This is a genomic window from Actinoplanes campanulatus (assembly GCF_014647795.1).
GTDB lineage: Bacteria > Actinomycetota > Actinomycetes > Mycobacteriales > Micromonosporaceae > Actinoplanes > Actinoplanes campanulatus.
In genome coordinates this window covers 582,441-600,045 of record NZ_BMPW01000001.1, presented here as the reverse complement: position 1 = coordinate 600,045, position 17,605 = coordinate 582,441, and the positions used below count along the sequence as shown (strand labels likewise).

The following is a 17,605-nucleotide window of genomic DNA, read 5'->3' as shown; positions in this document are numbered from 1 at the left end:
CGGGGAGAACCCTGTGGTCGTCAAGCCGACAACCCGGGCGTTCGAGGCACCGGGACACTTGCCGCAGGCCGATAATGTGCTTGGCCCTAGGAGGGGATCTGCGTGGTCTTCAAGAAGATGTTGAAAGCTCTCGGCGTCGGTGGGCCGTCGGTCGACACCGTGCTGACCAACCCCAACACCTATCCGGGCGGCTTCCTCGAGGGGCACGTCCACGTGGTCGGCGGTGACCACGCGGTGGACATCGAGTACGTGGCCGTCGCCCTGACCACCCGGGTCGAGGTGGAGAGCGGCGACAGTGAGTACCAGTCGAACCAGGAGTTCCAGCGGCAGCGGCTGACCGGTTCGTTCAAGCTGGAGCCGGGCGTCCGTCACGACGTGCCGTTCCGGTTCGAGGTGCCGTGGCAGACCCCGATCACCGAGGTGTACGGGCAGCATCTGCACGGCATGACGATGGGTCTGGCCACCGAGCTGGAGGTGGCCCGCGCCGTCGACAAGTCGGATCTCGACACGGTCGCCGTGCACCCGCTGCCGGCCCAGGAGCGCATCCTCAACGCGCTGCTCCAGATCGGTTTCCGGTTCAGCAAGGCCGACGTGGAGCAGGGCCGGGTCTACGGGGTGGAGCAGCACCTGCCGTTCTACCAGGAGATCGAGTTCTACCCGCCGCCGCAGTACGCGAGCGGCATCAACCAGCTGGAGCTGACCTTCCTGCCCACCCCGCAGAAGCTCCAGGTGGTGCTGGAGCTGGACAAGCGCGGCGGCGTCTTCACCGAGGGGCACGACGCGTTCGGCAGCTTCGACGTCGACTACGCCACCGCCGACCAGGTGGACTGGGTGTCGCGTCTGGACCAGTGGCTGCGCCAGTCGGCGTCCCGCCGGGGGCTGTTCTTCTAGAGCTCCAGCAGGACCGTGCAGGGTCCCACGTTCACGCTTTCCACCAGCATGTGCGCCCGGAAGCGGCCGGTCTCGACCGTCGCTCCCCGGGCGCGCAGCGTTTTCACGTACTCCTCGACGAGCGGCTCGGCGATCTCGGCCGGCGCGGCCGCGCTCCAGCTCGGGCGGCGCCCCTTGCGGGCGTCGCCGTAGAGGGTGAACTGGCTGACCACCAGGATCGGCGCGTCGTGGTCGGCGGCCGACCGGTCGTCCAGCACCCGCAGCTCCCAGGTCTTGCGGGCCAGCTCGGCGGCCTTGGCCGGGGTGTCGTCGTGGGTGACCCCGACCAGGACCAGCAGACCGTCCGCGATCCTGCCGACCACCTCGTCGCCGACCGTCACACTCGCCCGGCTCACGGTCTGTACCACTGCGCGCATGATCGTGGACGGTACCGGAGCCCGACCTGCCATCATGATTGGCGTGACGTTCTCCCTGCCGGTGCCGGCCGAAGCCAACGACCTCCTCAACCGCGACCCGCTCGCCGTGACCCTGGGCATCGTGCTGGACCAGCAGATCACCCTGGAGAAGGCGTTCACCTCGCCGTGGGTGCTGGCGCAGCGGCTCGGGCACGAGCCGACCGCCACCGAGATCGCCGACTTCGACGCCGAGCGGCTGATCGCGATCTTCGCCGAGCCGCCGGCCCTGCACCGCTTCCCCAAGGCGATGGCGGTGCGGGCACAGGAGGTGTGCCGGATCATCGCCGACCAATACGACGGCGAGCCCGCGAACCTGTGGCGCGACGCGAAGACCGGCGCCGAGCTGTACCGCCGGATCCTCGCCCTGCCCGGCTTCGGCAAGCAGAAGGCGCAGATCTTCGTGGCGCTGCTCGGCAAGCTCTACGACGTGCGGCCGGAGGGCTGGCGGGAGGCGGCCGGCGGCTACGGCGAGGAGGGGTCGTACCGGTCGGTGGCCGACATCGTCGACGCCGACTCGCTGGCCCGGGTGCGCGCCTACAAGAAGCAGGCCAAGGCGGAGGCAAAAGCGGCCAAGGAGGCCTGAGGTCCCGACCCGGTGGGCGGGACGGCCCGTCCGGTGCGAGGATTGCGGGGTCGATCGGAGACCTCGCGTGAAGAGACACCCGGAGCGTCCGGTGTTGATCACCGACGCCGCCACCAGCCAGGAGGCCCAGCTCCGCAGCCGGCAGATCCGCTACGTCACGATGATGTCGGTGCGTGCCGGATGCCTGATCCTCGGCGCGATCCTGATCAGCGCGCGGGTCCCGTTGCTCCCGCTGTGGCTGGCCCTCTGCGCGCTCGGCATGGTCCTCCTGCCCTGGATGGCGGTGCTGATCGCGAACGACCGGCCGCCCAAGACCAAGGCCGAGCGGGCCGCCGACGCGGCCGCCCGGGAGGACACCCGGCGCGCCCTGACCCAGCCGGCCCCCGAGCCGGACCACATCACCATCGACGCCGAGGTGGTCGAGGAGACGCGAGGCCGCACCGACTGATCTCAGCGGCGCGCCGTCCGCTCCGCGTCTCTTCCCGACCCCTCATCGGTACGCCGTACGCGCGGCCCGATCCTCGAAAGAGGCAGGCCGGCCGGCAGGGTGAGTCCTGTCCGGTTCCGCCCGCCGACCGTCGCCGGCCGCGCGGTTCTCAGCGGGACGCCGGGCGCCCGCCGACGGTCGAGACCGCGGTGGCCCCGAGCGCGTTGCCGGCCCGCAGCGCCGCCTCCGGATCAGCCCCGGAGCACCACACCGCGAGCAGCCCGGCCGCGAAGGCGTCACCCGCCCCGGTCGGGTCCTTCACCGGCACCGACTCCGCCGCCACCGCCGCGACCCCGTCCGGGCCGTGCCAGAGGGCGCCGCCCGCGCCCTGTTTCACCACCACGTTGCGGACCCGTCCGGCGAGCCGTGCCGCCTGCTCGGCGGGCGTGCCCGGTCCGGCCAGCACTCCGGCCTCGTCGGCGTTGCACAGGAGCAGGTCGGCTCCCCGTACCCATTCCAGGAAGACCTCGGCCCCGACGGCGCGCAACGGGGCCGCCGAGGCCGCGTCGACGCTCACCGTGAGGCCTCTCGAGGCCGCGGCCGCCAGTGCCGCGAGGCCCGCCGGGCGCGACCCGGCGTGCAGCAGGGGATAGCCGGAGAGATGCAGGTGCCCGCCGGCCGGCGCGGCCGAGACCGCCGCGGTGACGTGGTCCGGGTCGAGCAGCAGCGACGCGCCGCGATCGGTGATCATGGTGCGTTCCGCGGCGCCGGTGAGCACCACCACGCTGCCGGTCGCGGCGTCCGCGATCCGCACCGCGCACCGCACCCCGCCCGCCTCAAGCTCGGCGACCCGGTCTCGGCCGGCCGGGTCGTCGCCGACCGCCGCGACCAGGGTGACCGCCCGGCCGGCGTGGGCCAGCCAGGCGGCCGTGTTCGCGCCCTGGCCGCCACCGGCGACCCGGATCGCCGCCTCCGTGTCCGAGCCGGGCTGGATCGGCCCGTGGTGCTCGACCAGGACGTCGGTGACCAGGTCGCCGACGACGAGGATCACGGTCACGCCGGGACGGCGAATCCGACCGGCGCGGACGACCCGCTGCTGGTGGCCACCGCGATCTTCGCGGCCAGCGCGGCGTTGCGCAGGATGATCCGGATGTTGACCGCCAGGCTCTTCCCCTCGGTGCTGGAGTGGAAGTGGCCGAGCAGGAACGGCGTGACCGCCTTGCCGGTGATGTTCTGCTGGGCGAGCAGGTTCAGCCCGGTCGCCAGGGTCCGGTCGTGCAGCGCCGGGTCCAGCTGCTCGTCGGTGGGCAGCGGGTTGGCCAGCACCAGCGCCCCCTCGGAGACGCCCTGCGCGGCCCGGGCCCGGATGAAGTCGGCCACCTGCTCCGGCGAGTCCAGCTGCCAGTCCAGGTCGAAGCCGCCGTCGGTGATGAAGAAACCGGGGAAGCGCCGGGTCCGGAAACCGGCCACCGACACGCCCAGCGTCTCCAGCCGCTCCAGGGTGGCGCCGACGTCGAGGATCGACTTGACCCCGGCGCAGACCACCACGATCGGGGTCCGCGCCAGCGCCGTGAGGTCGGCGGACTCGTCGTACGTGACGTTCGCCTCCCGGTGCACCCCGCCGAGGCCGCCGGTGGCGAACACCCCGATGCCCGCGGCCGCGGCGATCGCGCTGGTGGCCGCCACCGTGGTCGCCCCGTCGGCGCGCCGGGCCGCCGCGACGGCCAGGTCCCGCACCGAGAGCTTGGCCACCGACTCGGCCGACGCGAGCCGCTCGACCTGGTCGTCCTCCAGCCCGACGATCACCTCGCCGCCGATCATGCCGATGGTGGCCGGGACCGCGCCGTTGTCCCGGACGGCCTGCTCGATCTCCCGGGCCACCCGGATGTTGTCGGGGTGCGGCAGGCCGTGCGAGATGATCGTGCTCTCGAGCGCCACCACCGGCCGGCCGTCCCGGCGGGCACGGGTCACATGCTCGCCGTATCGAATCGCGAAGTCAGTCGTCACGCTGGTTACCGTACGGGCCGGACCCCCTGCGTTGTCGTTGGACCGACCAGGCGTGAGGTGTCAGACTTGGCCGCTGAGGCTTTGCTGATTTCCCGAAGGGCAGATAACCGTGAGCACCCAGATCCTGGAGCGTCCGGAGACCCGTGACGCCGACACCGGGCCGGAGATGTTCCATTACGTCCGCAAAGAGAAGATCGCTGAGAGTGCCGTCATGGGCACCTACGTGATCGCTCTCTGCGGCGAGACCTTCCCGGTGACCAAGTCGCCGAAGCCGGGGTCGCCCGTCTGCCCCCAGTGCAAGGAGATCTACGAAGCCATGAAGGCCTGATCCGGGCGTGACGGGCGGAAACGCGCTGCTCGTCGCGGACCTGATCGGTGTGGCGGTGTTCGCCGCCTCGGGCGCCTCGGCCGGCGTCGCGAAACGACTCGACCTGTTCGGTGTCGCGTTCGTCGGCTTCGCGGCCGCACTCGGTGGTGGCATTCTGCGCGACCTGGTGATCGGTGCGGCGCCCCCGCTGGCGTTCGCCGACTGGCGCTACGCGGTGACCGCGGTGGCCGTCTCGGTCGCGGTCTTCTGGTTGCATCCCACGCTGCACCGGGTGCGGCGCAGTGTGCTGGCGCTGGACGCCGCCGGCCTGGGCCTGTTCACCGTGACCGGCACGCTCAAGGCGCTCGACGCCGGCGTTCCGGAGGTCGGCGCCTGTCTCGTGGGGATGCTCACAGCGATCGGCGGAGGCCTGACCCGCGACCTGCTCACCGGGCAGATCCCGGCGGTCCTGCAACGAGAGATCTATGCGGTGGTCGCACTCGGCGGCGCCGTGCTGGTGGCCGTCCTGCACCGGTTCCAGCTCACCGGTCTGCTGCCGCTGGCCGCCTCGGCGGCCCTGATGACGGTGGTCCGGCTGCTCGCCCTCCACCGCCGCTGGTCGGCTCCGGTGGCGGTGCCGTAGACCCGCTCCGCAACCTCACGTGGCTATGCTGAAGCCCGCCTCCGCGCCTTTCATCGCGGGGGTTTTTCCGTGGAGAAGGGATCACCGCAGCTTGAGCCCGCCTGTGCCGAACCTGGAGATCTTTCCGCCGCTGCGGGACTGGCAGCGCAAGGCGATGGTGACGTACCTGCGTCGCCGTTCCGAGGACTTCATGGCCGTGGCGACGCCCGGCGCCGGCAAGACCACGTTCGCCCTGCGGATCGCGGCCGAGATGCTCGTCGACGGCACCTGTGACGCGGTCACCGTGGTGTGTCCCACCGAGCACCTCAAGACGCAGTGGGCGCACGCCGCGGCCCGGGTCGGCATCCAGCTGGACCCGCACTTCCGTAACTCGGACGTGCACTCGTCGCGGGACTTCCACGGCGCCGTCCTGACCTACGCGCAGGTCGGCATGGCGCCGGCCGTGCACAAGCGGCGCACCATCACCCGGCGCACGTTCGTGATCCTGGACGAGATCCACCACGCCGGTGACTCGCGGACCTGGGGAGACGGGGTCAAAGACGCCTTCGAGCCCGCTGTACGGCGTCTCCTGCTCACCGGCACCCCGTTCCGGTCCGACGAGAACCCGATCCCCTTCGTGTCGTACGAGCGGGGTTCTGACGGCGTCCAGCGGTCCCACGCCGACTCGGTGTACGGATACGCCGACGCCCTCCGGGACGAGGTCGTCCGCCCGGTGCTGTTCATGGCGTACTCGGGGGAGACCCGCTGGCGCACCAACGCCGGTGACGAACTGGCCGCCCGGCTGGGTGAGCCGATGACCAAGGACCTGGTGGCGCAGGCCTGGCGTACCGCCCTGGACCACCGGGGCGACTGGATGCCGCAGGTCATGCGGGCCGCCGACGCCCGGCTCACGAAGATCCGCGAGCACGGCATGCCGGACGCGGGCGGCCTGGTCATCGCGAGCGACCAGCAGTCGGCCCGGGCGTACGCGAAGCTTCTCCACGACCTCACCGGCGAGTCGGCCGTCGTGGTGCTCTCCGACGACGAGGGCGCCTCCGGTCGGATCGCCGAGTTCGCCGCGTCCGAGAAGCGCTGGATGGTCGCGGTCCGGATGGTGTCGGAGGGCGTCGACATCCCCCGCCTGGCCGTGGGGGTGTACGCGACGAGCGCCTCCACCCCGCTCTACTTCGCCCAGGCGATCGGCCGGTTCGTCCGGTCCCGGCGCCCCGGCGAGACCGCCACCGTCTTCCTGCCCAGCGTGCCGCACCTGCTCGGGCTGGCCAGCGAGATGGAGGCGCAGCGCAACCACGTGCTGGGCGCGCCGAAGGACCCCGACGGCCTGGACGACGGGCTGATCGAGCGGGCGCAGAAGTCCGAGGACGCTCTGGGTGACCTGGACAAGAAGTTCGAGGCGCTGTCCGCCACGGCCGAGCTGGATCAGGTCATCTACGACGGCACCTCGTTCGGCATGGCGGCCCGGACCGGCACCCCCGAGGAGGCCGACTATCTGGGGCTGCCCGGCCTGCTCACCCCGGACCAGGTGACCACGCTGCTGAACAAGCGGCAGCAGGAGCAGATGGCGGCCGCGTCGAGGCGGCAGGCGGAAGAGGCGAGGAACCAGGAGCCCGCGGTCCGGGAGCCGGTCGTGCCGATGAGCGCGGGCGAGCGCCGCAACAGCCTGCGCCGCCAGCTCAACACCCTGGTGGCGGCACATCACCACCGGACCAACCTGCCGCACGGGAAGATCCACGCGGAGCTTCGCCGGATCTGCGGCGGGCCGCCCAGCGCGCAGGCCACGATAGAGCAGCTCGAGGAGCGGATCGCGACGATCCAAACGTTCTGATGTAAAGAGGACTTGACGTCAAGTCGACTTAACATCATCATTGATGCATGACCACGACGCTGATGGATCGATTCGTTCGCTGGAACCTCGACTTCGACGGCGACCTCTACGGCCGCGACGAGCGCGAGCGCCTGCGGTGGTACGAGGCCGTCACCGTCTCCTTCCAGCTCCAGGCCATCGTCGTCCCGTGGGCGGCCACCGCCCTGGTCTGGACCGTCGGTGAGCCGGCCGCCTGGCCGCTGCTCATCCTGCTGGCCGTGTTCCTGGTCCCGATCGGGTTCTCCTCGATCTACGTGCAGAGCCGCCGGGTCGACACCACGCCGCGGGTTTGGAGCCGCAAGCGCCTGCTCATCTCGACCCTGCTGGGCGCCCCCTACGTGGCCTTCGGGATCGGTTTCCTCTACCACGCCTACCCGGAGTCGGACGTCTGGCGTTCGGCCCTCGTCGGCTCGCTCATCGGCCTCGCCGCCGGTGCGGTGATCCAGGCCGTGCAGACCCGCCGCGTGCGCCGCCGGGACGCGCAGCTCGTCGGGGACGACGACTGATGGCCCCGGTGCGGGCCGCCGAGCCCGACGGCACGACCGGCGCCCGGATCCGGGACGCCCGCAAGGCGGCCAAGCTGACCCAGCAGGGCATGGCCGCCGAGATCCAGGTGAGCCGGCAGACCGTCATCGCGATGGAGACCGGCGACTACGCGCCCTCGGTCTACCTGGCCATCAAGGTGGCCCGGGCGCTGGGTGTCACCGTCGAGGACCTCTGGGGCAACTGAGCCGGGCAGGGCAGAGAGGGCGCTCCCTGCAGGGGGAGCGCCCTCTCTTCGTCACATGTATCGGTTGGGGGACCGCTGCTAGTTGCTTGAGTTCGACATCATGTCCGCGCCGCGCCAGGTGAACTCGGGATCGGCCGCGTACTGCACCGCGATCTTCACCAGGTCCTCGGCGTACCGGTTGGCGTGGTGGCCGCAGAACACCAGCTCTCCACCACCCGCCAGGGTCAAACGGAGCTTCCCGGCTGCATTGCAGCGGTCGCACCGTTCATCGGCTGCGGGGCCGGCCAGACTTCCGGCCGGCGGCGTGAGGGTCGGGGTCATCGCCTTCCTCCTCTGTTCGTCACCGATGAACATGTTCCTCGGCTACTGCTCACACATCGTGCAACACCCTGCACCGTTGCAGCCTTCCCAAGGTGCCCCGGGGGGACCAGGGTCACACGTTGGTTCCAGCTAGTGTGCCGTGATCCAAGGGTGCCACGTCAACGATCACTTCTGCACAACGGTCTGATCACCACCCGTTGATGTACGGGTGGTGACCAATTGGACACGCAATGTTGACCAAAGGTCCTAGTCGAGGTAGTCGCGCAGAACCTGCGACCGGGACGGGTGACGCAACTTCGACATCGTCTTCGACTCGATCTGCCGGATCCGCTCCCGGGTCACCCCGTAGACCTGGCCGATCTCGTCCAGCGTGCGCGGCTGGCCGTCGGTCAGGCCGAAGCGCAGCCGGACCACGCCCGCCTCCCGCTCGGAGAGCGTCTGCAGCACCTGCTGGAGCTGATCCTGCAGCAGCGAGAAGGAGACCGCGTCGACCGCGACGACCGCCTCCGAGTCCTCGATGAAGTCACCGAGCTGGCTGTCGCCCTCGTCGCCGATCGTCTGGTCCAGCGAGATGGGCTCACGCGCGTACTGCTGGATCTCCAGCACCTTCTCCGGCGTGATGTCCATCTCCTTGGCCAGCTCCTCCGGGGTGGGCTCGCGGCCCAGGTCCTGGAGCAGCTCGCGCTGGATCCGGCCGAGCTTGTTGATCACCTCGACCATGTGCACCGGGATGCGGATGGTGCGGGCCTGGTCGGCCATGGCGCGGGTGATGGCCTGCCGGATCCACCAGGTGGCGTACGTGGAGAACTTGTAGCCCTTGGTGTAGTCGAACTTCTCGACGGCGCGGATCAGGCCGAGGTTGCCCTCCTGGATCAGGTCGAGGAATGCCATGCCGCGCCCCGTGTACCGCTTCGCGAGCGACACGACGAGCCGCAGGTTGGCCTCGAGCAGGTGATTCTTCGCCCGCTCGCCGTCCCGGTTGATCCACTTGAGGTCGCGCTCGAAGTTGCGCTCGAGCGCCTCCTCGCCCTCCTCGGCGGCCCGCAGGCGCTCGGCGGCGTAGAGGCCGGCCTCGATCCGCTTGGCGAGCTCGACCTCCTGCTCCGCGTTGAGCAGCGGAACCTTGCCGATCTGCTTGAGGTAGGCGCGGACCGAGTCGGCGGAGGCGGTGAGCTCCGCGTCCCGGCGGGCCTGCTTGAGCGCCTCGGACTCCTCGTCGTCCCACTCGAAGTCGCCGTCGGTGGCCGAGCTGGCGGCGTCGGTGGCGGCGGCGGCGACCATGGCGGCCGGCTCCTCGATCACCACGTCCTCGACCGCGGCGGCGAGCTCCTCGGGATCGATCTCCTCGCCCTCGGGGCCCTCACCGGGCTTGGCGGCCTTGGCCGGGCTTGCCTTGGCGGCGGTCGCCTTGCGGGCCGGAGCGGCCTTCGCGGCCGCGGCGGTGGCCTTGCGGACCGGAGCGGCCTTGCGTGCGGCGTCGCCCTCGGCGGCCGGAGCGGCCTGCTTGGGCGCGGGCGCCGCCTTCTTGGCCGGCGCGGTCTTGGCGGTGGTGGCCCGCGAGGCCGGGGTGGTGGCGCGAGCAGCCGCCACCTTCGGCCGGCGGGTGCTGGCCGATCCGTCGACCACGACGGTGATGCCGGCGTCCACCAGCGCCCGCAGGATCTTCTTGGCCTGCGCCGGGTTGACCGCGGCGGACTCGAGCGTGTGCGCGACCTGTGCCGAGGTGAGTTGCCCGCCAGCACCCTGAGCATGGGTGATCAAGGCCTCGGTGAGAGAGCGAACGTCGGCACCGTTCTGGTGGGCTTCTGTCACGAATGACCTTCCGGAGGCGATGAGATTGGGCACGGCCAGGTCCAGCGCAGCACGCGGGGGCGAGTGTCGCCGGAGTCGGTTTGGGGAGCCCCGGGTCACGGAACGTCCCGGTGGTCGGTGTCCGTGAAGCGGGTGCAGGGGTGAATTGTAGCGCCGCTTACCGAGATCCTCCGCCCACAGCACGCCGCCGGGGCCCGGCGACCTCGTCAGAGGCGCCTGACGCGAGAATGGTATCGGCGGAAAGGACCCATACGTGAGCGAGATTCCGGTGGCATCGGCACCCGATGAGTTGTTGGCCCTGGCGGTTCGAGTGGCCCGGGAGGCGGCCGCCACGGCCCGGCGGATGCGCGCCGCGGCGATCGGCGACGTCGAGACCAAGAGCACCGACACCGACGTCGTCACGGCGGCGGACAAGGCGGTCGAGCGGCAGGTCGTGGAGGCGCTGCTGGCCGAGCGGCCCGGCGACGGCGTGCTGGGCGAGGAGTACGGCGACTCCGCCGAGGTGGCGCCCGGCGCCGTCCGGTGGATCCTCGACCCGATCGACGGCACGGTGAACTACCTGTACGGACTGCCCCAGTACGCGGTCTCGCTGGCGGCCGAGCGGGACGGCGAGGTGGTCGCCGGGGTGGTCGTCAACGCGGCCACCGGCGACGAGTGGACGGCCACCCGGGGCGGCGGGGCGTGGCGGGCCGGGCGACGGCTCAGCGGCTCGGTGCGGACGACGCTGGACCAGTCTCTGGTCGGCACCGGGTTCGGCTACGACGCGCGGCGACGGGCCCATCAGGGCGCCGTACTGGCCGGTCTGATCACCCGTGTGCGTGACATCCGGCGATTCGGTGCGGCGGCGCTGGACCTCTGCATGGTCGCCGAGGGTCAGCTCGACGCGTACTTCGAGAAGGGTCTCAACGTGTGGGACCACGCGGCGGGCGGGCTGATCGCGACCGAGGCCGGTCTCACCGTGGCCGGACTGGCCGGCGCGCCGGCCGGCCGGACGATGCTGGTGGCCGCGCCGCCGGCGATCTTCCCGGCCCTGCACGACGCTCTGGTGGAGCTGGACGCGGCGGGTGGCCCGTGAAGGCCTATTCCGGGTCCTTGGTCGCCTCGACCGGCTTGACGCAGGCGCCCGGTGGGAGAGTGGGCTCGCCCACCTCGACCAGCGACTGGTTGACCTCGGTCGTGGTGGCCAGCTGCTGGAACTGGTCGCCGATGACGATGTCGATGACGTCGCCCTTGCGCTTGGCGTTGTAGACCATCTTGGACTGGGCCAGGAAGTACGCCCTGATCAGCTGGGCCTTGCCGGCCGCGTCCGGGCCGAACCGGACCTCGGCGACCCCGGCGAACTTGGTCTTGCTCTTGCCCGGGTCCTGGACGGTGAAGCGCCGGTTCTTGAACTCGGTGGTCACCTGGTCGGCCAGGCCGGCCCGGTTCGTCCCGTTGAACACCTTGACGGTGATCTCGGCCGGATCGTCCGGGAGCCGCATGTCGGCCAGCGGGGCCCCGGCCGGGCAGTCGCTGCCGTTCGCGGTGTTCCGCTGCGTGTCCCGGAAGAGGGCGACGACGACGAACACTATTGCGGCCACGGCGAGCACGCCGACGACGACCAGCGCTCGGACGCGGGCAAAGCTCATGGGGCAGGCTCCAGGATCGAACGGCGGGCCCGGGTGAGGCGCCCGGACCTGTCGAGAGGTTAGCGTCTGTCCGCCAGGGGCGCGGAAACAGGGAATGCTTCCGGCGCGTTGACGATGATCCAGAGGCTGGTGCCCCTACTTTGATGTCGCCTCAGTCACATCGGGAACAATGTGCCGCCAGAGCGCGTACAAGCCTGCCGCGACAGGGGTAAGGTTCCGCGCCCGGCAGGCCGGTTTCTGGTGTCAGAAATCGTCCACCGAAACAGGGAACCGAAACCTTGTCATCGGCGTTACAAACGCCAAAGTGACACATCGATACAGGAGAGTGAAAACCGATGGCCACCGACTACGACGCCCCGCGTCGCGATGAGGTCGACCTCGGCGAGGACAGCCTCGAGGAGCTCAAGGCCCGTCGCGCCGACTCACAGTCGGGCGCAGTGGATGTCGACGAGGTCGAGGTGGCGGAGAGCTTCGAGCTGCCCGGCGCCGACCTCGCCGACGAGGAACTCACCGTGAAGGTCCTGCCGATGCAGACCGATGAGTTCCGCTGCTCCCGCTGCTTCCTCGTGCACCACCGGAGCCAGCTGGCTACGGAGCGCAACGGGGAGCTGATCTGCCGCGAGTGCGCCTGACGCACTCGCGCGCAGGTCGCGTCACCACCCGGTCGCGGTTTCCGCGGTCGGGCCCACGGCGTTCTCGCCGATGTTTGACACGGGGTTTGACCCTGGGGCGGAACCGGGCACTGACAGCCGGTGACGACCACGGGAAGGACGACGATGAGCCATCCGGATCGCGCGACCGAACCCGGCGCCGAGATCGAGCCCGTCGCGCCCCGTGCGCCGGAGGAGGTGGGCCGCACCGTCGCGGCCCTCACCGCCGACGACCTGGAACAGGGCGGCCGGAGCCGGTTGCTCGGCCGGCTGGCCGGTCAACTGCGCGGGCGGGGGATCGGCCGGGTGTTCCGGCCCAAGGCGGCGCTGCGCTGGGTCGCCGACACCGTCGCCGAGCTGGCCCCGCACGTGCCGGTCCGGGATCGGGAGACGCTACGCCGGCATTTCCCCGGCATGGACGACGGGGAGCTGGCCGAGCGCCTGATCCGCAACGCCGCCCGGGCCACCGCCGGGGTGGGCGCTGCCGGGGGCGGCATCGCCTCGGTCGAGTGGGTCGCCGCCCCGACCCTGCTCTCCGTGCCGGTGCTGCTGGCCACCGAGACGGTCGCCGTGGTGGCGATCGAGATCAAGCTGATCGGGGAGCTCCACGAGCTGTACGGCCGGCCGATCACCGGCGACGTCGGCGAGCGCGCTCTGCGCCTGATCGAGGCGTGGTCGGGGCAGCGCGGTGTCAACCCCATGGTGCCCGGCGTCGGGGTCGCCACCGTGCTCAGCACGGCGTCCCGCAGCGAGCTGCAGAAGTCGTTGATGAAGCGGTTCGGCCGCAACCTGACCACGCTGGGGCCGATGCTCACCGGCGCGGTCGTCGCGAGTTACCTGAACCGGCGGGCCACCCGGGTGGTCGGTGACAAGGTGCACGACGACCTGCGGAGGAAGGCCCTCAGGACGCCGCCCGCTCGGCCCGCGCTCGGCCGCTGACCTCGAGCAGGGCGGTGGCCAGCTCGACCGGGCACCGGGTGCTGACCACCCAGAAGGGGGTCGGGTCGGCCGGGTCGTCGAGCAGCACCTGCACCGCCGGGCCGATCCAGGCGCGCTGCACCACGAAGGCCAGCGGGTGCGAGCCGACGCCCAGCGCCTCCCGCTTGCCGGCGGCGTCCAGCGCCACCACGCCGGAGATGAACTCGACCGGGAGCCGGGCGTCGTCGACCCGGAACTCCTCCGGTGTCACCTCGACGCGCAGCCGGTTCAGCGGGAGCAGCAGCAGGACACCGAGCGGGAGCAACACCGCGAACGGCAGCCAGACCGGCAGATCGGGCACGCCCAGGACCAGCTCGACGGCGAGGATCGTGGCGGCGGCGAGACCGGCGGGCCAGGCCCACCACGGCAGGCCGAGGCGTTCCTGATGGGCCGCCACCGTGCGGATCGGGGACTCGGGTGTCACCCTCGAAGGGTACGGCGCGCCTCCGTGGCGGGGCGCGGCAGGATGGCAGGGTAAGTGCCGCCCGCAGTGCCCGTGCCAGTGAGGAACCCCGACGTGCCCGACGTGAACATCCAGGTCCTCCGGATCGACCCGGACCTGCCCGTACCGGCCTACGCCCACCCTGGGGACGCCGGCGCGGACCTGTTCGCGGCCGAGGAGGTCGAGCTCGTCCCGGGTGCCCGGGCGAAGGTGCGCACCGGGATCGCGATCGCCCTGCCGGACGGCTTCGTCGGCCTGGTGCACCCACGCTCCGGGCTCGCCGCGCGCCTGGGCGTGACGGTCCTCAACGCGCCCGGTACGGTCGACGCCGGCTACCGCGGCGAGATCCTGGTGAACCTGATCAACCATGATCGGCAGAACACCGTCAAGATCTCCCGGGGCGACCGGATCGCCCAGCTCGTCGTTCAGCGGGTGGAGCGGGCGGTGTTCCACCAGGTGGACACGCTCGACGACACGGCGCGGGGCGCGGGCGGACACGGTTCGACCGGCGGCCACCAGGCCCTCTGAGCCCCGAAGAGAAGGAAAGGCTGGCAGTGATGTTCTCCCGTAAGCGTGGTGCCGCGAAACACGTCCGGGCGGCCGACGCGCCGCCCTCGAAGGCACTCGCCGACAGCCTCGCCTCCGACGGTGCGGCGCCGGCGCCCGAGTTCGGGCCGTGGGACGCCCAGCACGCCCCGGCCGGGGTGCGGCGGCTCGATCTGGGCAGCCTCCAGATCCCCGCGCTCGACGGCGTCGAGGTCCGGGTGCAGGCGAACCCGGACGGCAGCGTGGAGCAGATCGTCCTGGTCGACGGCGAGAGCGCCCTGCAACTCGGGGTGTTCGCCGCGCCGCGTACCGAGGGTATCTGGGTCGAGGTGCGCGAGGAGATCGCCCAGGCGATGGCCGCGGACGGGGTCACCCCGCGCGAGGTCCAGGGACGGTACGGCGTGGAGCTGCTGGCCCGGGTGAACACCCCGGACGGCCCGGCGGACGTGCGGTTCGTCGGTGTGGACGGGCCCCGCTGGATGGTCCGGGCGCTGTTCCAGGGCGCGGCCGCCGCCGCGCCGGGGAGCGAGGGCGTGCTCGGCGAGGTGCTCTCCGGTCTGGTCGTGGTCCGGGACAACGAGCCCCGCCCGGTGCGCGAGCCGCTGCCGCTGCGCCTGCCGAAGGAGATGGCCGAGCAGGGCCAGGCCGCGGCCCAGCAGGGGGCGAACGGCAGCCAGCCGGAGTGACCTAGATCACCGGGGTGCTCCGGGCGTAGCGTGGACGTCCGACACACGCGCACACTGCGTCGCGTCGACGAAGGGTGACGGCGAAGTCATGACGACCGAAGAGCGCACCGGACTGCGCCGGTTCCTGGACCGGCTGACGGCGACCGATTCCGAGCTGGACGCGAGGGAGCTGCAACGGGACAGCGCCAAGTGCGGCGCCGTCCCGGTGGGCGGCTGCCAGCGCGGACAGGTCGTCTCGGTGTCGGGACGACTGCGGACGGTGGCGTACACTCCTCGCACCAACCTGCCGACGCTCGAGGCCGACCTCTACGACGGCAGTGACGTGGTCACGCTGGTCTTCCTGGGGCGCCGGTCCATCTCCGGCATCGAACCGGGGCGTCAGCTCACCGCGCGAGGCCGGATGGCGATCCGGGACGACCGCAAGGTGATCTACAACCCCTACTACGAGCTGGAGGCGCCCCGGTGACATCCGGAAGCGAGCCGCGCCACGCCGCGCACGAGTCGGTCGAGGAGCGGCTCTCCGAGATGCTCTCCTCCGCCGAGGAGAAGATCGCCGAGGAGATCATCGCGGATCATGACCTCCACGAGATGAGGCCGGCCGGGAAGCCCGGTGACGACGAGGAGCCACTCCCGTCGATGAGTGAGCAGATCGCCGAGCAGCTCGGCGGTGTTCGCGGCCTGATCGAGTCGAGCGTTCCAGTGCTCGCCTTCGTCCTGCTCAACGTGCTGCTCGGCGAGTCCGTGGCGGGGCTGGAGAAACGTACCGCCCTGCTGTGGGCGATCATCGGCTCGGTCGGTTCGGCGCTGGCCATCGGCGCGGTGCGGCTGGCCCGCCGGCAGCCGGTCCGGCACGCGATCAACGGTCTCTTCGGCATCGCGCTCGGCGCCTGGCTGGCCTGGCGCAGCGGCGACGCCAAGGACTTCTACCTGCCCGGCATCCTGCTGACCTTCGGTCAGGCGGCGGTGCTGCTGGTCTCGGTGGCGGTCCGCAAACCCCTGATCGGGTACGCCTGGGGCATCATGGCCAACAAGGGCAAGCAGGACTGGTTCGACAACGGCCGGCTCTTCCGTACCTTCCAGTGGCTGACCGTGCTCTGGGCCGTCTCGCTCAGCACGCGCGCCGGCATCCAGGCGGTCCTCTACGCGATGGACAAGGCGAACGCGCTCGGCATCGTGCGCATCCTGGTGAGCTGGCCGATCTACGCCGCCACGTTCGCCTTCACCATCTGGGCCATCCACCGGGTGACGTCAGCCCAGCGCCGGGACACCGCCGTCGCCTAGGAGGAGCCGAGGACCACGGCGCGGACCTGGTCCTCCACCTCGGCGGTGCACACGAAGATCAGCTCGTCGCCGGCCTCCAGCGGATCGTCGGGGGTCGGCACCACCACCCGCTTGCCACGCAGGATGGCGACCAGGGCGGCGTCCCGCGGCATCGGCACCGAGCGGACCGGCTGACCCTCGTAGGGCGCGTTCTTCGGCAGGGTGATCTCCACCAGGTTGGCCTCGCCCTGCCGGAAGGTCATCAGCCGGACCAGGTCGCCGACCGTCACCGCCTCCTCGACCAGGGCCGCCATCAGGCGGGGCTTGCTCACCGAGACGTCGACGCCCCACTGCTCGGTGAAGAGCCACTCGTTCTCCGCCCGGTTCACCCGGGCCACCACCCGGGGCACCGCGAACTCGGTCTTGGCCAGCAGCGACACCACCAGGTTGGCCTTGTCGTCGCCGGTGGCCGCGACCACCACGTCACAACCGGCCAGGTCGGCGTCCTCCAGGCTGCTCAGCTCGCAGGCGTCGGCGAGCACCCAGCGGGCCTCCGGCACCCGCTCCGGGCACAACTGCCGGGGCTGCCGCTCGATCAGCATGACCTCGTGACCGTTGCCGATCAGCTCCTGGGCGATGGACCGGCCCACGTTGCCGGCGCCGGCGATGGCGATCCGCACGATCAGTTCCCTTCCTTGTCGGCGCCCTGGGCGATGTCCAGCACCTGCTCCACGGTCTCGTCGGTGACGATCATGTAGACCTGGTCGCCGTCCTGGAGGATGGTGGACGGCACGGCGAGGGTGCCCACCCCGAAGCGGACCAGGTAGGCCACCCGGGCGCCGGTCCGGTCCTCCAGCGTCTTGACCGGGCGGCCGACCCAGTCCCGGTGCAGCGGCGTCTCCACGATGCTGACCACGCTGGTCGGGTCGCGGAACACCTCGACCCGGTCCGAGGGCACCAGGAACCGGTACATCCGGTCGGCGGCCCAGCGGATCGTCGCGATCGTCGGGATGCCCAGCCGCTCGTAGACCTGCGCGCGGCGGGAGTCGTAGATCCGGGCCACCACCCGGGAGACGCCGAACGTCTCGCGGGCCAGGCGGGCCGAGATGATGTTCGAGTTGTCACCGCTGGAGACCGCCGCGAAGGCGTCCGCCCGCTCGATGCCGGCGGCGCGCAGCACGTCCCGGTCGAAGCCGATGCCGTTGACCGTGACGCCGCCGAAGTTGTCCCCGAGACGCCGGAACGCGTCGGCGTCCCGGTCGATCACCGCGACCTGGTGACCCTGAGCGTCGAGCTTCTGGGCCAGCGTCGAACCGAGCCGGCCACACCCCATGATCACCACGTGCACGGTCCGTGCCCTCCCGATTCAGTACGTACA

24 protein-coding genes are annotated in these 17,605 nt (G+C 71.2%); 15 read left to right on the top strand and 9 right to left on the bottom strand.

Features of this window, described 5'->3' with window-relative positions; translation table 11 throughout:
- Positions 1-117 precede the first annotated feature (117 nt).
- Positions 118-891: a sporulation protein gene (locus IEZ13_RS02670; protein ID WP_221245045.1), complete on the top strand. Its 774-nt coding sequence runs from the start codon at positions 118-120 to the stop codon at positions 889-891.
- Here IEZ13_RS02670 and dtd read toward each other — a convergent pair.
- Positions 888-1,307 carry a D-aminoacyl-tRNA deacylase gene (dtd, locus tag IEZ13_RS02665; protein WP_183216265.1) on the bottom strand — a complete coding sequence of 140 codons (420 nt, stop codon included), beginning with the start codon at positions 1,305-1,307 and terminating at the stop codon, positions 888-890. The genes IEZ13_RS02670 and dtd overlap by 4 nt on opposite strands.
- 34 nt (positions 1,308-1,341) lie before the next feature.
- On the opposite strand from dtd, the gene IEZ13_RS02660 reads away from it, so the two are divergent.
- Together IEZ13_RS02660 and IEZ13_RS02655 are read left to right on the top strand one after the other, a co-directional pair.
- Positions 1,342-1,929 carry an HhH-GPD-type base excision DNA repair protein gene (locus tag IEZ13_RS02660; RefSeq protein ID WP_183216263.1) on the top strand — a complete coding sequence of 196 codons (588 nt, stop codon included), beginning with the start codon at positions 1,342-1,344 and terminating at the stop codon, positions 1,927-1,929.
- 67 nt (positions 1,930-1,996) lie between these two features.
- Complete coding sequence (locus IEZ13_RS02655) at positions 1,997-2,377, top strand: DUF3099 domain-containing protein (protein WP_183216261.1); 381 nt, start codon at positions 1,997-1,999, stop codon at positions 2,375-2,377.
- Between the two features lie 148 nt (positions 2,378-2,525).
- Here the strand turns inward: IEZ13_RS02655 and IEZ13_RS02650 are convergent, their stop codons facing one another.
- Positions 2,526-3,404 carry a carbohydrate kinase family protein gene (locus IEZ13_RS02650; protein WP_372441817.1) on the bottom strand — a complete coding sequence of 293 codons (879 nt, stop codon included), beginning with the start codon at positions 3,402-3,404 and terminating at the stop codon, positions 2,526-2,528.
- Positions 3,405-3,409: 5 nt separating this feature from the next.
- Positions 3,410-4,363: a pseudouridine-5'-phosphate glycosidase gene (locus tag IEZ13_RS02645; RefSeq protein ID WP_183216257.1), complete on the bottom strand. Its 954-nt coding sequence runs from the start codon at positions 4,361-4,363 to the stop codon at positions 3,410-3,412.
- Between the two features lie 103 nt (positions 4,364-4,466).
- Between IEZ13_RS02645 and IEZ13_RS02640 the strand changes: the two genes are divergently transcribed.
- From IEZ13_RS02640 to IEZ13_RS02620, 5 genes are all read left to right on the top strand, one after another.
- Positions 4,467-4,691 carry a DUF3039 domain-containing protein gene (locus IEZ13_RS02640; protein ID WP_183217188.1) on the top strand — a complete coding sequence of 75 codons (225 nt, stop codon included), beginning with the start codon at positions 4,467-4,469 and terminating at the stop codon, positions 4,689-4,691.
- A gap of 7 nt (positions 4,692-4,698) precedes the next feature.
- A complete protein-coding gene (locus IEZ13_RS02635) occupies positions 4,699-5,313 on the top strand; it encodes a trimeric intracellular cation channel family protein (RefSeq protein ID WP_183216255.1) in 615 nt (204 codons plus the stop codon).
- Positions 5,314-5,404: 91 nt separating this feature from the next.
- Entirely contained in the window at positions 5,405-7,135 is a 1,731-nt protein-coding gene (locus IEZ13_RS02630; RefSeq protein WP_183216253.1) for a DEAD/DEAH box helicase, read from the top strand.
- Positions 7,136-7,182: 47 nt separating this feature from the next.
- Positions 7,183-7,680, top strand: a complete 498-nt coding sequence (locus IEZ13_RS02625) for a hypothetical protein (RefSeq protein WP_183216251.1) — start codon at positions 7,183-7,185, stop codon at positions 7,678-7,680.
- Positions 7,680-7,904: a helix-turn-helix transcriptional regulator gene (locus tag IEZ13_RS02620; protein WP_183216249.1), complete on the top strand. Its 225-nt coding sequence runs from the start codon at positions 7,680-7,682 to the stop codon at positions 7,902-7,904. The genes IEZ13_RS02625 and IEZ13_RS02620 overlap by 1 nt, the downstream gene beginning before the upstream one ends.
- A gap of 78 nt (positions 7,905-7,982) precedes the next feature.
- Here IEZ13_RS02620 and IEZ13_RS02615 read toward each other — a convergent pair whose 3' ends face one another.
- Positions 7,983-8,225, bottom strand: a complete 243-nt coding sequence (locus IEZ13_RS02615; RefSeq protein ID WP_183216247.1) for a DUF7455 domain-containing protein — start codon at positions 8,223-8,225, stop codon at positions 7,983-7,985.
- A 246-nt stretch (positions 8,226-8,471) separates the two neighbouring features.
- The gene (locus tag IEZ13_RS02610) at positions 8,472-10,037 is read right to left on the bottom strand and encodes an RNA polymerase sigma factor (protein ID WP_183216246.1); all 1,566 of its coding nucleotides are present in this window, start codon (positions 10,035-10,037) and stop codon (positions 8,472-8,474) included.
- 253 nt (positions 10,038-10,290) lie between these two features.
- Here IEZ13_RS02610 and IEZ13_RS02605 point away from each other — a divergent pair, with 253 nt between their 5' ends.
- On the top strand, positions 10,291-11,112 hold the full coding sequence (locus tag IEZ13_RS02605; RefSeq protein WP_183216244.1) for an inositol monophosphatase family protein: 822 nt from the start codon (positions 10,291-10,293) through the stop codon (positions 11,110-11,112).
- Between the two features lie 4 nt (positions 11,113-11,116).
- Here IEZ13_RS02605 and IEZ13_RS02600 read toward each other — a convergent pair whose 3' ends face one another.
- Entirely contained in the window at positions 11,117-11,665 is a 549-nt protein-coding gene (locus tag IEZ13_RS02600; RefSeq protein ID WP_183216242.1) for a LytR C-terminal domain-containing protein, read from the bottom strand.
- A 335-nt stretch (positions 11,666-12,000) separates the two neighbouring features.
- Between IEZ13_RS02600 and IEZ13_RS02595 the strand changes: the two genes are divergently transcribed.
- Together IEZ13_RS02595 and IEZ13_RS02590 are read left to right on the top strand one after the other, a co-directional pair.
- A complete protein-coding gene (locus tag IEZ13_RS02595; RefSeq protein ID WP_014446959.1) occupies positions 12,001-12,297 on the top strand; it encodes a DUF4193 domain-containing protein in 297 nt (98 codons plus the stop codon).
- A 144-nt stretch (positions 12,298-12,441) separates the two neighbouring features.
- The gene (locus tag IEZ13_RS02590; protein ID WP_183216240.1) at positions 12,442-13,254 is read left to right on the top strand and encodes a hypothetical protein; all 813 of its coding nucleotides are present in this window, start codon (positions 12,442-12,444) and stop codon (positions 13,252-13,254) included.
- On the opposite strand, the gene IEZ13_RS02585 is transcribed toward IEZ13_RS02590, so the two are convergent.
- A complete protein-coding gene (locus tag IEZ13_RS02585; RefSeq protein ID WP_183216238.1) occupies positions 13,217-13,717 on the bottom strand; it encodes a DUF3093 domain-containing protein in 501 nt (166 codons plus the stop codon). The two genes, IEZ13_RS02590 and IEZ13_RS02585, sit on opposite strands and share 38 nt — an antisense overlap.
- 93 nt (positions 13,718-13,810) lie before the next feature.
- On the opposite strand from IEZ13_RS02585, the gene dut reads away from it, so the two are divergent.
- The 4 genes from dut to IEZ13_RS02565 all read left to right on the top strand — a co-directional run bounded on the left by dut (position 13,811) and on the right by IEZ13_RS02565 (position 16,248).
- A complete protein-coding gene (gene dut / locus IEZ13_RS02580) occupies positions 13,811-14,263 on the top strand; it encodes a dUTP diphosphatase (protein WP_183216236.1) in 453 nt (150 codons plus the stop codon).
- Between the two features lie 29 nt (positions 14,264-14,292).
- On the top strand, positions 14,293-14,967 hold the full coding sequence (locus IEZ13_RS02575) for a DUF3710 domain-containing protein (RefSeq protein ID WP_183216234.1): 675 nt from the start codon (positions 14,293-14,295) through the stop codon (positions 14,965-14,967).
- Positions 14,968-15,055: 88 nt separating this feature from the next.
- Positions 15,056-15,433 carry an OB-fold nucleic acid binding domain-containing protein gene (locus IEZ13_RS02570; RefSeq protein ID WP_183216232.1) on the top strand — a complete coding sequence of 126 codons (378 nt, stop codon included), beginning with the start codon at positions 15,056-15,058 and terminating at the stop codon, positions 15,431-15,433.
- Between the two features lie 122 nt (positions 15,434-15,555).
- Positions 15,556-16,248: a DUF3159 domain-containing protein gene (locus tag IEZ13_RS02565; protein ID WP_372441818.1), complete on the top strand. Its 693-nt coding sequence runs from the start codon at positions 15,556-15,558 to the stop codon at positions 16,246-16,248.
- Here IEZ13_RS02565 and IEZ13_RS02560 read toward each other — a convergent pair.
- Positions 16,245-16,907, bottom strand: coding sequence for a potassium channel family protein (locus IEZ13_RS02560; protein WP_183216229.1), 663 nt, complete (start codon positions 16,905-16,907; stop codon positions 16,245-16,247). The genes IEZ13_RS02565 and IEZ13_RS02560 overlap by 4 nt on opposite strands.
- A 2-nt stretch (positions 16,908-16,909) precedes the next feature.
- The gene (locus IEZ13_RS02555) at positions 16,910-17,575 is read right to left on the bottom strand and encodes a potassium channel family protein (protein ID WP_183216227.1); all 666 of its coding nucleotides are present in this window, start codon (positions 17,573-17,575) and stop codon (positions 16,910-16,912) included.
- Positions 17,576-17,605: the final 30 nt, after the last annotated feature.